This is a genomic window from Streptomyces sp. NPDC003032 (assembly GCF_053591415.1).
The window spans coordinates 1-13,739 of record NZ_JBSFTT010000060.1; the positions used below are offsets into that span (position 1 = coordinate 1).

Below are 13,739 nucleotides of genomic sequence, written 5' to 3' on the forward strand. Positions count from 1 at the left end.
GCTGCGAGCCGCTCGGCCTGATCGGTGGCCATGGCCATGCCCTGACTGGTCAGAAAGGTTTCCAGTGCGCGGGCGAGGGAGCCCATCGAGCGTCCGGAGCGACGGGAGCGTTCGAGCAGTGCCTGCGGGTGGTTGGGGTGGTCGTCCCGGAGAAGTCGTCCCAGGGAGGTGATCATCATGCAGGCGCGACTGACGCAGTACTTGGCGGCGAGACCAGCCGCGAAGTCCCGCAGCCACTCCGGAGGTTCTGCGAGTTCGGCGATCAGGCTCTGGGCCCGGACGAAGGGCCGGTCGGGGTGACGCTGCCAGCAGGCTGAGCACAGTCCCAGCCCGGCATGCCGTCGCACGCGGCCGCATTCGCGGCAGGCCCGGTGCGGCTGCTTGGTCTGGCGCGGACGCGAGCAATGCCCGCACCAGCCGGTGTGCTCGCGCAGATAGCCGGGTCGATCGCACCGAGGACAGGGAACCTTGGCGGCCTCGCGTTCAGCCTTGCGCAAACAGTTCCGGCACAACGTCGCTGTCTTGTCTCTCACCGGGTGACCGCAGGCGGTGCACACGCGTGAGCAGGTGATGCACCGGCCGGTGTCCTCCTGGAGGACGCGCTGCTGGCCGCAGCGGGGGCAAGCGGCTCTGGCCGCCGCTTCTTTCTGCCGGGCGGTGCAGCGACAGCAGTACTGCCGGTCGATGAAGCCGACCGGGGCACCGCAGCCGATGCAGTCGCTCTGTTTGACGCCCACGATGCCACCCGGGTCAGAGCGGCGGCATCGAACGGCCGCGGGCGGAGGCCGCCTTGGGCAGGTCAGCGACTGGCCGTGGTGGGGCGGCAGGGCGCTCGACGGGCGTGTTGTCGACCTCGAACAGGTCGTTGGGAGTGCATTCCAGTGCGGTGCACAACGCGACCAGGGTGGAGATCTTCACCTGGGAGGGTTCCTTGGTGAACAGCGCGGACACCGACGCGGAGGACATCTGCAGGCCGGCACGTTCGGCGAGAAGTTGCTGCAGCTGGGTGCCGGTCCAGACCTCACGCTGGGCGGCAGCCATCCGCAGGCGCCATCGGATCTTCATGCGGGGCTGCCCTCCTCGGCGGTGAGTTCTCCCAGCGTGGTGGTCACCGCGCGGCGATAGGCGTCCTCGATGAACGTCGCGGAGGGCCGGACATATCTCATGGTCGAGCTGACCGTCCAGTGACCGAGGAGCTGCTGGATCGCCACGAGGTCCACACCGCGTTCGTAGTTGTGGGTCGCGCAGGCCCGCCGCAAGGCATGCGGGCTGAACCGGTCGGCGGCCGGGCGTCCTTCGAGTTCCATCAGATAGCGCAGGCGGTTGCGGATCGTCCCGCGGTGCAGGCTGCCGCCGGACTCGTCCGCGAACAGCACCGGCGAGTCGGGGAACTTGCCCCGCACGTCGTCGAGGAACCAGTGCAGGACGAGGTCGAGGCCGTCCAGCATGGGCACCCAGCGCGGCCTGGGGCCGGAGGTGCGGGCGCCTTTGCCGAAACGTACGTGGAGTTTTCCGAACGGGCCCCGCGAGAAGTGGGCGTCGGGACGGTCCAGCAGGGAGGCTTCTTCCGAGCGGAGGCCGGCGTGATAGAGGGTCCGGAACATTGCATAGTCCCGGGCCGCGGGCCCGTACTTGCGGGCGGTGGCGATCCGAGCCTTGAGGAAGTCGAAGAACTCCGCCACCCGTTCCGGGGTGGGCGGCGGCAGTTGAGCTGGGGAGTCGTCCCCGACATGCCGTGAGGCGTTGAACTCGTCCACCGGGCAGACCAGACGGACGCCGAACCCGGCCTCGATCTCAACGGCCTTGCGGACCTGCAGGAACCGGTGGAAGCCCTTGAAGATCTGCACATACTCGCGCCGGGTCGATGCCGCCCGCCCGGCGAGGGCCAGGTCGCCGACGACGCGGTCGATGTCCTCCGGGGTGACGTCCCATGCGGGTCGGCCCAGCGCGTTCAGCGTCCGTTCCAGCAGGCCAATGTCGTTCTCGATCGTCACCGGGCTGAACCCGCGGGCCCTCCACGAGGCAACGAACGCCTCGACACACTCGGCCTGGAACTCCCAGGGATCGGCGGTCACCGGCTCCAGCAGGACGGCACCACCCTCGATCACCCGCAACTGGGATGTCACCGGCACACCTTCCTCGCACCTTACCGATCAAGGCAGCACCTGGAGAATCCGAGCGCCACCGTGAAGACCAACGAGGACCGCAGGAGATGGATACGGGCCGGTGGCAGCAGCGATCCTCGAAAAGGAACATGTGCCATCCCCAGATGACTGGGCCGGGGCCTTCGGCGACGCCACCGTCGCCGCCGCCATGCTCGACCGGCTCCTGCACCGAGCTGCCGTCGCCGGCATCGACGGACCCTCCTACCGACTCCGCGGCCACCAGAACCAGGCCGCCGCCATGCGCAAGGGAGTCAACGCACGTGTCTCCTGACCCCAACGAACAGCTCAACCCCGCACCCGCCAACTGTCCAGTCTGCGAGGGCGAGTTCACGCCGAGCCCGAGACAGATCTACTGCTCTCCCCGCTGCAAGAGCGCCGCCCACCGACGCGCTCCCGCCGGCCTGGCCGCCCACACCTGCCCAGTCTGCGACGGCATCTTCACCGCCAACCCCCGACTCCGCCAGGTCTACTGCTCGCCCAAATGCCGTCGCGAGTCGGAAAGGCAACGCAACCGGACCCGCGACGAAGAACGAGCACGACGTCTCGGCGAACATCCCCGAGCCCTTCCGCCCGGCCCGTAGCCGACAGCCGGCCCCATCGACCCACTGGCACCGACGGCAGTCCGCAACTGCCCGCACTGCGACCAGCCCGTCACGATCGTCGCCCTGCTCGCCACCCAGGAAGCCGCCCGCCCCACGATCACCAACCGCGTCACCGACATCGGCCCGCTCAGACGTCTCCAATGAGCTTCGGCTGACCGTCACCGATCACCGGGCCCGCCGACCTGACGGTCGGCGGGCCCAAAACGTCAGGTCACCGAGCGCAGCCGGTCCAGTTCGCCGCTGATCGCATCCCGCAGCACGTCATGCTGCGGACCGAGCCTGAACCGCTCGTCACTCCACCGCTCACGCGGATAGAGCCACACCGGGGCCCCCACCACATCGGCCGGCTCCCACTCGAACCGCGGCCAGACATGCGCATGCAAGAACGGGTCCGTGTTCCCCAGGATCTCCAGGTTGACCCGCCGGAAGGCCGGGTCCAGCCGCCGACAGACACGCTCGACCGCTTCACCGAGCTGGTCCATGTCAGACAGGAACGACAGCCGCTTCGCCCTCGGAAGGTCCGACAGCCGCTGCAGATCCGGCTCGTCCACGAGCAGAACCGAGTAGCCAGGCAGGAACTGAACGTCCCCGATCACCGCGAACCCCGCCGTCAGCCGTCGCAGCACAGTCGGGTTCTCGCCCCTCAGCGCCGTCCCGATCCGGTCCATCCGCCAGTCATGGCCAAAACCTACATTCCGGCGATCAAGGACCGCTCTTCGATCCCCATCCTCCTCACACAGTTCAAAGACCTAGCAAGTGAGGCGAGGAGCGACCCCGACCGTTTTCAAGAATCGCCATCAGTGCTTCGCCGTCGCCGGCGCCGCCGTCTTCATCAACCGCATCGACGACACCCTCGGACGGCTCACGCCGTGAGCCCCCGCGCGATCACAGCGGCAACCTCTCGCTACGTCGACCGCAAGGTCACCCGCGGCAAGGGCGCCCCCGACAGCTCCTGGCAGACGCGTGCCTGGAAGATGTACAAGGCCGTTCCGGAAGTCCGCTTCGCGGCCAAGTACATCGACAACGCCATGTCCGGTGCCACCCTGTACGCGGCCCGCCGGGCCGACGACGGCACGTTCGAGGTCGCCCCCGACGGCCACCGCGCCACCGAAATCGTCACGGAAATCGCGGGCGGACCCGACGGCCAGGCCAAGATGCTCAACGCCTTTGGCAAACACCTGACGGTGCCCGGCGAGGGATGGATCGTCATCCGGCCCAACTCCGACGTGCTGAGGCCCCGACAGCCCCGTCGAAGGCCACGACTGGCGCGTCCTGTCGACCCGCGAAGTGCGGACCCAGCCCAGCAAGCTGCAGATCGAGATCGACGGCGAGGACATCGAGATCGCGGCAGGCGCCGAGGGCAGCATGGTCCCCGACAGCCCGGTCGCCATCCAGGTCGCCGAGGTGGTCGGCGTACGGCCCATCCGACTGAAGGAGCTGGAGGAAGGCCTGAAGCACCCTGAGGGACTCGAGACGCTCGGCAAGGTGCTGCAGGTGTACCGCGTCCGGCTCGACGTGGTGATGCCGACTCGGCAATAGCACTGAACAGACGACGGCCCCGAGAAGCACAGCTTCTCGGGGTCCTCTCGAGCGGTGATTGCTCGAACAGCGTGCAGGCACTGGCTTTCTATACATGACCCTATCGCCATTCAAAGCCTTTCAAATCACCTCTCAGACACCATTTGCAAGTAGACTCGCACTCACTTCCGAGTCAATGGCGAGAAGGAGTCGACATGGTCGCGATCGTGGTCGCAGAGAAGCCGAGTGCAGCGAGGAACATGGCCAGCGCCCTCGGTGGGACGAAGGGCAGTTACAAGGGCACGGCCTATGAGGTGGCGAGCCTGCGGGGTCATCTCTTTGAGTTCGCCCAGCCGCACGCGATGGTGGACTCCTCGCTCGCGGATGCCTATCAGAAGTGGGACCTGGGCAACCTGCCGTGGAATCCGGAGGACCTGACGTGGAAGCGTGAGCCGCAGAAGAACGTCGCAGACGTCATCAAGGCTCTGCGGGCGGCGCTCGGCCGCGGCGACGAGATCGTCATCGCCACGGACCTGGATCCGTCAGGCGAGGGCGACCTGCTCTTCTGGGAGGCGATCGACGAACTCGGCTTCCACGGCAAGAAGTTCAGCCGCATGGAGTTCACCGATGAGTCGAAAGCGTCCATCCAGAAGGCGTTCGAGAAGCGCCGCCCGGTGGAGTCCATGCCGGGCGAGGGCGATTACCGCAAGGCGATGTACCGCTCGCAGTGGGACTTCCTCTCGATGCAGTTCACCCGTATCGCCACGGCGATGGGCCGCCAGTCCGGCCAGGACCTGGTGCTGCGCCAGGGCCGGCTGAAGTCGGCGATGGTCTCTCTCGTCGGCGACCAGCAGAAGGCCTACGACGCGTACGTCAAGAAGCCGTTCTTCCAAAACCGCTTCCGCGACGAGAACGACGTCATGTACACCAACCTGGACGAGCCGCGGTTCGACCAGAAGGGCCAAGTGCCGCAGCAGTACGGCCCCTCCCCTGTTGTCCTGGACAGCAAGGCGGGCAAGAAGACCGCGCCGCCGAAGCTGCTTGACCTCGCTTCCTTGTCCTCGATGCTCGTCGGCAAGGGTGTGAAGGCGTACCTGACGCTCTCGACCTACCAGAAGATGTACGAGGACCAGGTTGTCTCGTACCCGCGCACCGAGGACAAGACGATTACGCCCGGGCAGTTCAAGGACCTCGCGCCGCTGGTCGACAGGATCGCCTCGGTGGTCGGCGTCGACGCTGGGCTTCTGACGCGCCGCCAGCCTCGTTCCACACATGTGAAGCCCCAGGGCGCACACGGCGCGAACCGTCCGGGCCTGAAGGTGCCTTCTTCGCTGGAAGAGGTCGAGCACAAGTACGGCAAGGCCGGGCGGCTCATCTACGAGATGCTCGCGAAGAACTACCTGGCCATGCTCGCCGAGGACTACCTCTACGAGCAGCAGAAGGGCCACGTGGAGAAGTACCCGGACTTCGTCGGCATCGCCAACGTGCCCAAGAGCCCCGGCTGGCGGGCTGTGTTCGATCCAGACGCCGGCGACGACACGGCCGAGGGCGACGAGAACGAGTCCGGCAAGGGCCTGGGCCAGACCACGGAGCCGTTCATCTTCGAGGGCGCGAACAAGCGCCCCGAGCATCCGACGATGAAGTGGCTGATGAAGCAGCTGGAGAAGCGCGACGTGGGCACGGGCGCGACCCGCACCTCGACGTACTCGGAGGTCATCAACGACAAGATGAAGTACCCGCTGCTGACGGAGAAGGGCCGGAAGCTCAGGCTCGCGCAGGCCGGCGAGATGAGCTGGCGGCTCCTGCCGGGCACGCGCATCGGCGACCTCGGGCTCACCGAGAAGGTCTACGCCGACATGCGCGACATCGCCGCCGGGACGGCGACGGCCGAGGAGCGCCTGGCCGTCGTCGCCGACTGGGTGCGCGAGGACATCGTCACGATGACGAAGAACGCTGCGTCCATGCGCGCCGAGCTGGGCCTGAAGGAGCAGGCGGTCGCTACGCGCGCCGAGGGTGTGTGGCAGGTCGCTCCGGGCGGGCCGAAGAAGGTCGCCTTTAAGAAGAACTGGTCGGGCCACGAGTTCAGCGATGACGAGGTGGCGAAGCTGCTGGCGGGCGAGACGATTTCGTTCGAGGCCACGAACAAGGCGGAGAAGCCCTACAGGGCCACCGGAGCGCTCGGCGTCGGCGACTACAAGGGCCGCAAGTTCATCGGGTTCCAGTTGCAGGTGCCGGACAAGCCGACGGAGTGGTCCAGCCGGACGTTTACGCCGGCGGAAGTCACGGCGCTCCTGGCGGGCCAGGCGCTGGAGATCGACGGCTTTGTCAGCGCGCGGACCGGCAAGACCTTCGGCTGTAAGGTCAGCTGGGACGCGAAGGCGAGGAAGGTCGTCCCCGATTTCGGCTCTGGCGACGAGCCTCCGCGGTCCTGGTGCCAGGTGACTTTTACCGATGCGCAAAGGCGTGACCTGGCGGCCGGGAAGACCATCCAGGGCAAGGGCTTCGTCTCGGCCAAGGGTAAGACGTTCGATGCTGCCGTCTCCTGGAAGGAAGAGGGCGGCAAGAAGAAGATCGTGCCGTCGTTCAGCTGACGCCTGAACGAGCACTGAGCACACGAAGGCCGAAGCGCGACCACCAGGTTTTCGAGCGCGCGAGGCCATCGGCCGACCGGGTCAATCTTGGTAGATAGAGACAAGCTCCGAAAGGCGGGGGACGGACTTTCACCCTGAGATACCGGGAGTCCGGGCGGGACCGGTGAGCACCGGGAGCGGTGGCTCGGGGCTGTCTGCGGGGAGGATCCGCGCGTAGATCGACCGGGCCCGCTCCGCTTCGGTGTGGGCGGCTTCCGGGCGGTGTGCGGCGTCCAGCAGTGCCGCCAGATCGTTGCGGGTTTCGGCCTCACCGTGTAGGTCGTGGATGTGCAGGCGTAATGCGAGTGCGGCGCGTAGGTGCTCCTCGGCCTGTTCGTGGCGGGCCAGGTGGGTGTATGCGTAGCCGATGCCGTTGAGTGCCATGGCTTCGGTGTGCGGTTCGCCGATCTGCCGGGCGAGGCCGGTGGCCCTGTGGTGCCATTCCGTGCCCTGCGGGTGCGCTCCCGCGTAGCAGTGGGAGAGACCCAGCGCGATCATCGCCCAGGCCTGGTTGTGCGGATTGCCGATCTCCTGGGCCAGCGTGAGCACCTGCTGTGCCGTTCGGCCGGAGGCGGCCGTATCGCCGAGCTCCAGTCGGACCAGGGCGGTGCCGAGCAGGGCACTGGCCTCCGAGTGGCGGTCACCGATGCCCCGGGAGAGCCCCAGTGCCTCACGGAGCAGGCTTTCGGCTTCACGGTGGCGCCGCAGCCGCTGGCAGAGGAAACCCAGGGAAGTGAGCGCCCATGCCTCGGTGTTGCGGTTCCCAGTACTCGTGCAGAGGCTGAGCGCCCGGCGCAGCTCCTGCTCGCCCTGCTCGTAGCGGCCCGACGCCCAGTGGACGTACCCAAGACGCTGCGTGGTCAGGGCCTCGCCCCGCTGGTCGCAGAGGTCGCGGAAGACGGAGAGTGCGAACCGGTGGTGCTCCAGGGCCTCCTGCGGATCACCTGCGTGCCAGGCGGCGAGGCCGAGCCCGTGGTGCGCCGTGGCCTGACCCCGCCGGTCGTGGAGCTCCTCGAACAGCGTGAGCGCGCGGCGGTGCTGGCGGGCACACTCGGCGTACTGACCGTAAAACCAGTGTGCCAGGCCAAGGTTGACCAGCTCCTGGGCCAAGGAACGGCTGTCGCCGCTCTCTTGGAGCAGGGCCAGCGCTTGACGATGGTGGGTTGCCGACGCGTCGTGACCGCGCACGAACCAGTCGGCCAGGCCGAGACCCGCTGTCGCGCGCGCCTCACCGTGCCGGTCGCCCGCCTCCCGGAACCTGTCCAGGGCCATGCTGTGCCGCCGTCGGCTCTCCCGGTATTGACCGCGCGCCCCGAAGCTGTGCCCCAGACCGCTCAGCGCCTGTGCTGCCCCCCGCACGTCGCCCAGGTCCTCGAAATGGCCGAGCGCACGTTTGTGCTGCTCCTCCGCCTCCCGGTGCCGGCCGAGCGCGTCGTACACGTGCCCGAGGTCGCACATGAGGTGGGCCTGCTGGACGCGGTCGCCGGCGCGCCGGGCCGCCGCGAGGCCCAGCCGCAGGCTGGCGAGGCTGTCCGACCCGAAGGAGTGCAGGCCCAGGAAAGAGTGGGCTGCCGCGGCGAGCCGCCAGGTGTCCTCGTGCCGGCCGCGGTGCGCGGCCTCGTGGATGACGGCCAGGAGGTTGGCGCGCTCCCGCTCCAGCCACCGCAGGGCCGTGCCGGGGTCTGCGCAGGCCTGCCCGGCGGCCTGACGCGCGTGCCGCACGGCGCCCCGGTCCGTTGCCGCTGCGGCGCGCGGCAGCCGGTGCCGGTGCGTGGGTTCGAGCGTGAGCCGGGCTGCCTCCGCGCTGTCGCGATACCACTGGACGAGGCGGAGCACGGCCGTCGTGCGCTGTTCCTCGCTGTCCTCCGCCCGGGTCCGTTCGTGGGCGTACAGCCGCAGCAGGGCGTGGTGGTGGTAGCGACCGCGGCTGTGCTGTTCCAGCAGATGTTCGTCCAGTAACGCCTCCAGAGCGTCCTCGGCTGTGTCGGGGCTGGTGTCGAGCAGCGCGGCGGCAGACCGGGGCGTGCAGTCCTCACCGGGATGCAGGGCAAGGAGCCGGAAGGCCCGCTGCCGGTCGTCAGGCAGTTGCTGATAGGACAGCCCGAAGGCGGAGGCCACGGCCTCCTGCCCGGTGGCGAGCCGCCGCAGCCTGCTCGCGCCGTCCGCCAGCCGTTCGGCCAGGTCGGCCACGGACCAGGACGGCCGTGCGCGCAGCCGTCGGCCGGCCAGCGCCACCGCCAGCGGAAGATGCCCGCAGAGTTCGGCCACCCGCAGGGGTGGCGCGCCGCCCCCGGCGAGGTCCGGGCCCGCGGCGTGCCGGAACAGCGCGACGGCCTCGTCCGCCGGCAGGGGACCCAGCCGGACGGTGTGCACCGCGTCCGCCGCCATCAGCGCGCGCCGGCTCGTGACGAGCACCAGCGCCGACGAGGACCCCGGCAGCAGCTGCCGCACCTGCTCGTCATCGGTTGCGTCGTCCAGCACCACCAGCACGCGCCGGCCCGCGAGCCGGTCGCGGTAGAGCGCTGCCCGCGCCTCGGTCCGCTCAGGGACGAGATGGGCCGCAACCCCGAGCAGTCGCAGGAAGTCCTCCAATACGTCCGCCGGGTCGGCCGGGCCGCGGTCCGGCGAGAGACCCTTCAGGTCGGCCCACAGCTGTACGTCCGTGAAGTGCCCCGCAGCCACCAGTCCGTGGGCGGCGTGCAGGGCCAGCCGGGTCTTCCCCGCCCCTGCCATGCCCTCGATGACGCATACCAGCACCCCCCGGTCGCCGGGATCCGCAACCGTTCCCGTGTCATCCACCAGCTCCCGCAGCGCGGACAGCTGCGCCTGGCGGCCGATGAAGCAGGGGATGTCCATGGGCAGTTGCCGGCACTCCCGAACGCTTCGACCGGGCAACGCGTCCGCCGCGGCCGGGTCGAGGAACGCAACCGAGCCGGGCTCCGGGTCCGCAGCCGCGTCCGGGTGCCGGGCGTCGGCCCGGGCGGCAGGCGGCGCCCCCTCCAATCCGGGCTCACCGGCCAGGATGCGCGCCTGAACGCCCCGCACCTCCCTGCCGGGCTCCGCGCCGAGTTCCTCACGCAGGTCATGCCTGAGCCGCTGGTAGGCGTTCAGGGCATCGCTCGGGCGGCCGGACCGGTGCAGGGCGAGCATCAGCAAGGCGGTGAAGCGCTCGCGGAGCGGGAAGTCAGCCGCCAGACGCGTCAGTTCGGCAACCAGCTTCCGGTGGTGGCCCAGATCGAGGTCGGCTCCGATCCGCTCCTCCAGGACGGCCGCCCTCACTTCCTCCAGCCGCTCACGCTCCACATCCAGGAAGCCGCTCGACACGTTGGCAAGCGGGGGCCCCTGCCAGAGATCCAAGGCTTTGCCGAGCTCGGCGGCCGTCCGCTCCGCGTCACCCCGGGAGCGCGCGGCCCGGCCCCGACCCACGGCACGTTCGAAGGCAGCCAGGTCGGTGGCCTCCTGCCCCACGTTCAGGACGTACCCGGAATCGGACCAGTTGAGGACCCCCGAGGGCGCCCTGGCCTCCCGCTCGGGCTCCAGCACCCGGCGCAGCGCGGAGACGTACTTCTGGAGCTGGTTGACGCAGTACTCCGGGGCGGGCTCTCCCCACACCGCCCGGACCAACTGCCCCCGGGGCACGGCCCGACCCGCCCGCAGCAGCAGAGCGGCGGCCACGGCACGCTGCCTCGGGCCACCCAGGCGCAGCTCCCGCTCCCCACGCCAGGCCCGTACGGGGCCCAACAGAGTGAAGCGCAGCGAACCCTCACTAACGGTCAATCGCGGCACGCGCCCTCCCCCTTCGCAGGGCACCGGTCTCCACGGCGGGCCGCGGGAGACCAGTGACCCGCCCAGTGCTTCTCCCAGTGAAACGTCCAACCGATCTGAACACACTGGAGAGGCGCAGGACAGAGCTGCGCCGGACAAGGACGACGCGCTCGAACCGAGCCCGATCAGGAACTGACCCAGAAGGGACGTCATATGAGGTACACGCCAACCACAGTGCGCTGCATCGCGGCGAGCGCGCTCGCCGCCGGGATGCTCACACTCCCGGCCGGCAACGCACTGGCCAACAACCACGGCACTGTGGCACCAGAGCGCAACCAGAAGGTTGCTGCGGATCACCTGGCTCTGACCGCCGAAACGCCGTCCGAGGCCAGGTGCAGCGACCCGGGATCGGTAGAGATCTTACAGATTGCGGCTGTGGCCTGGGGTTCCGAGATTGTGACGTGAACCTGCTCAGGTCGAATTTCCAGAGGGGGAGATCTATGCGCCAACACAAACGTGCTGGGGGCGGTGTCGCGCGGGCCTCAGCGTTATTCGGGACCGCTCTGGCGCTGCTGCTCGCCGGTGCCGCGCCAGCCGTCAGCATGCCGGAGAAGGGCGACGTCACCGTGAAGGTCGGGCTGGAGGTGTCCTCGGACGTGCCCAGTTCGGCACAGTGGGCCGAGGGTGCCGGGAGGACCGGCCTTTCGGACCCGCGTGCGCGGGAATTCCGAGAGAAGGTTCGTATGGGCGAGGGAGTGGGGGCCGCGGCCCTGGAGCCGTCCCCAGTGCAGTCAATCACTCCCGAGGAGTGCTTCAAGCACAGTTCCTCCAAGCGCGGAAAGGGCTACGCCAAGGGGAGATTCGCGAGCTGCAGGCACGCGAGCTGCGGGCCTGGAAGGTCGAGTGCCAGTGGCTGATCGGCTGCCGACAGGTCGGACAGGCCAAGTTCGACATGGCGAAGATCCGGTACACGGAGAACGGCTCCCGTGACATCCTCGAAGTGACGTATCTGGGCAACTGGCGTCCGAGCGGGGACATGAACGGCATCTCCCTGCGGATGGACACCACCTGCACGGTCACCATGGGAGGCGGGTCCTGCAAGGCGGTCATTGAGGCCCTCACTGTGCCCGCCTCCACCGGCGAACTGGCCGCCGAGGTGGACGTCACCCCCGGCGCCATCAGCCAGCACGTATCGGTGCTGCGTGAATGCGACCTCGTGACGAGCCGCCGGGCTGGCCGCCGGGTCATCCACTCACTCACCCAGACCGGTGAGGCGCTCGTCCGCGGGGCCGAGTACCCCTGGGGCCGTACGGTCTGACCTCTGGGCCGCGCCCCTCCCGCCGTACATGGTCCGGCCGCGCCACCGCGTCGGACGGCTCCTTCGGAGGCTCCCGGCCGGGGCACACCACGACGGCGTCGGATCCGGGCCAATTTAGACCCAGCTAAAAGCTTAGGAACGTCCCTCACCTGTGTGTTTGGCTGACCCGGCCACGGTGGCACAACGCGGGCCGTCAACCCGCAGGCCGTATCAATGAGGTCCTCCACCTCACCCACCCCCGTTCGGAAGGGAACATCCAGGTGCCCGCACCCACATCCGAGGACAACCGGATCCATGACGTCGTCGTGGTCGGAAACGGCTCGCTCGGCCTGTCGCTCGGCCTCACCCTGGCCCGGCGCGGCATACGCGTGGCCGTGCTCGGCCGTCCCCACCGCCCCTGGGCCGCCTCCTCCGCGGCCGGCGCGATGATCGGCACCTTCGGCGAGGTCACCACCACGCTGCTGAAGAGCGACTACGGCCGTACCAAACTCGACTGGGCCTACCAGGCCAGCAAGCTGTGGCCGGAGTGGCTGGCCCAGCTGTCCCCCGACTCCGACGGCACCGACCTCCTGACGGCCGACGGCACCGTCGTCATGTTGAACGCGGTCGGCATGCCGGAGATCGACACCCAGAACTACAAGGCGATCCGCAGGACCCTCGTCAAGTACGGCGAGAAGTTCGAGGACATCGACGCCGAGGACATCGAGTGGCTCGACGCCGAGCCCACCGGCCGCCCCCTCCAGGCGATGTTCCTGCCCAACGAGCACGCCGTGGACGCCCACGTCCTGCTGATCCGCCTGGAGAAGGCGTTCGTCGCCGCAGGCGGCGACCTCATCCCCGAGCAGGCCGCACGCGTGGTGCACACCGGTGGCAAGGTCACCGGCGTCGAGCTGGACTCCGGCACCCTGCTCGCCACCGAGCAGCTCGTCCTCGCCGCCGGCTCCGCCTCCCAAAAGGTCCTCGATACCGTCCCCGACCAGGCTGCCCGCATCCCGCGCCTGATCAGCGGCTACGGCGTCTCCGCCCTCGTCGACACCGAGGACGGCACCGCACCGACCAGCGTGATCAGGACGCCCAACCGGGCCTTCGCCTGCGGCCTGCACATTGTCCCGCGCGGCGCCGGCCAGGTCTACGTCGGAGCGACCAATATCATCTCGCCCGAGCCACGCGAGACCCCGCTCATCTCCGACGTGCTGTTCCTGCTTAACTGCGCCAAACGGCAGGTCCGCCGGAATCTCGGCGAGAGCGGCCTGCGCACCCTCCAGGTCGGCAACCGGCCCGTCGCCCTCGACGGCATGCCGCTGCTCGGCGAGACAGAGCTGGGCGGCTTGTGGATGATGACCGGCACCTACCGCGACGGTCTCACCCTCTCCCCGCTGCTGGCGCAGGAGATGACCGCGCTGCTCCTCGGCGAGGAGCCCACCATCGACATCGGGCTCTTCCGGCCGGTCCGGGCCCCGATCCAGGCGGCTACCCGCGAGGAGATCGTGGAGACCACGGTCACCCACATGCTCGCCACCGGCTACGAATCCAACTGGAACGTGCCCGTCGAATGGCCCTCCACTATCGAGCACTACCTGCGCGCCGCCTATACCCGGATCGCGGACGAGTTCGACCCCCTCTACACCCCGCCGCCGGAGTTGCTCGCGTCCTCGCGTATCCACCCCTCCCTCGGCAAGGCCCTGCGTGACTACTACGCGGCGAGCCACACCGCCGCCAAGGGCTGAGCCGGAAGGACCGA

Annotated in this window: 10 protein-coding genes and 1 pseudogene; 6 read left to right on the plus strand and 5 right to left on the minus strand. The window is 68.9% G+C overall.

The window, feature by feature from the left end:
* The 3 genes and pseudogenes from ACWDZ7_RS39805 to ACWDZ7_RS39815 all read right to left on the minus strand — a co-directional run.
* A pseudogene (locus ACWDZ7_RS39805) lies at positions 1–347 on the minus strand (integrase); the annotation flags it as partial.
* Between the two features lie 403 nt (positions 348–750).
* Positions 751–1,065: a helix-turn-helix domain-containing protein gene (locus ACWDZ7_RS39810; RefSeq protein ID WP_451803647.1), complete on the minus strand. Its 315-nt coding sequence runs from the start codon at positions 1,063–1,065 to the stop codon at positions 751–753.
* Complete coding sequence (locus tag ACWDZ7_RS39815; protein WP_451803648.1) at positions 1,062–2,126, minus strand: tyrosine-type recombinase/integrase; 1,065 nt, start codon at positions 2,124–2,126, stop codon at positions 1,062–1,064. The genes ACWDZ7_RS39810 and ACWDZ7_RS39815 overlap by 4 nt, the downstream gene beginning before the upstream one ends.
* 130 nt (positions 2,127–2,256) lie before the next feature.
* On the opposite strand from ACWDZ7_RS39815, the gene ACWDZ7_RS39820 reads away from it, so the two are divergent.
* Positions 2,257–2,436: an ATP-binding protein gene (locus tag ACWDZ7_RS39820; protein WP_451803649.1), complete on the plus strand. Its 180-nt coding sequence runs from the start codon at positions 2,257–2,259 to the stop codon at positions 2,434–2,436.
* A 537-nt stretch (positions 2,437–2,973) separates the two neighbouring features.
* On the opposite strand, the gene ACWDZ7_RS39825 is transcribed toward ACWDZ7_RS39820, so the two are convergent.
* Positions 2,974–3,435 carry a diadenosine tetraphosphate hydrolase gene (locus ACWDZ7_RS39825; protein WP_451803650.1) on the minus strand — a complete coding sequence of 154 codons (462 nt, stop codon included), beginning with the start codon at positions 3,433–3,435 and terminating at the stop codon, positions 2,974–2,976.
* Between the two features lie 619 nt (positions 3,436–4,054).
* Between ACWDZ7_RS39825 and ACWDZ7_RS39830 the strand changes: the two genes are divergently transcribed.
* Together ACWDZ7_RS39830 and ACWDZ7_RS39835 are read left to right on the plus strand one after the other, a co-directional pair.
* A complete protein-coding gene (locus tag ACWDZ7_RS39830; RefSeq protein ID WP_451803651.1) occupies positions 4,055–4,306 on the plus strand; it encodes a hypothetical protein in 252 nt (83 codons plus the stop codon).
* A 194-nt stretch (positions 4,307–4,500) separates the two neighbouring features.
* Positions 4,501–6,876: a DNA topoisomerase gene (locus tag ACWDZ7_RS39835; RefSeq protein ID WP_451803652.1), complete on the plus strand. Its 2,376-nt coding sequence runs from the start codon at positions 4,501–4,503 to the stop codon at positions 6,874–6,876.
* Between the two features lie 129 nt (positions 6,877–7,005).
* On the opposite strand, the gene ACWDZ7_RS39840 is transcribed toward ACWDZ7_RS39835, so the two are convergent.
* A complete protein-coding gene (locus ACWDZ7_RS39840; RefSeq protein ID WP_451803653.1) occupies positions 7,006–10,692 on the minus strand; it encodes a tetratricopeptide repeat protein in 3,687 nt (1,228 codons plus the stop codon).
* A gap of 222 nt (positions 10,693–10,914) precedes the next feature.
* Between ACWDZ7_RS39840 and ACWDZ7_RS39845 the strand changes: the two genes are divergently transcribed.
* The 3 genes from ACWDZ7_RS39845 (at position 10,915) to ACWDZ7_RS39855 (ending at position 13,725) form a co-directional block, all read left to right on the plus strand.
* The gene (locus ACWDZ7_RS39845; RefSeq protein WP_451803654.1) at positions 10,915–11,145 is read left to right on the plus strand and encodes a hypothetical protein; all 231 of its coding nucleotides are present in this window, start codon (positions 10,915–10,917) and stop codon (positions 11,143–11,145) included.
* 343 nt (positions 11,146–11,488) lie between these two features.
* Positions 11,489–11,998: an ArsR/SmtB family transcription factor gene (locus ACWDZ7_RS39850; protein ID WP_451803655.1), complete on the plus strand. Its 510-nt coding sequence runs from the start codon at positions 11,489–11,491 to the stop codon at positions 11,996–11,998.
* 260 nt (positions 11,999–12,258) lie between these two features.
* Positions 12,259–13,725 carry an NAD(P)/FAD-dependent oxidoreductase gene (locus tag ACWDZ7_RS39855; RefSeq protein WP_451803656.1) on the plus strand — a complete coding sequence of 489 codons (1,467 nt, stop codon included), beginning with the start codon at positions 12,259–12,261 and terminating at the stop codon, positions 13,723–13,725.
* The last annotated feature ends 14 nt before the right edge of the window (positions 13,726–13,739 follow it).

Coding starts and splice junctions, on each gene's coding strand:
- ACWDZ7_RS39810 (WP_451803647.1), bottom strand. CDS start 1,065: ATGAAGATCCGATGGCGCCTGCGGATGGCTGCCGCCCAGCGTGAGGTC.
- ACWDZ7_RS39825 (WP_451803650.1), bottom strand. CDS start 3,435: ATGGACCGGATCGGGACGGCGCTGAGGGGCGAGAACCCGACTGTGCTG.
- ACWDZ7_RS39835 (WP_451803652.1), top strand. CDS start 4,501: ATGGTCGCGATCGTGGTCGCAGAGAAGCCGAGTGCAGCGAGGAACATG.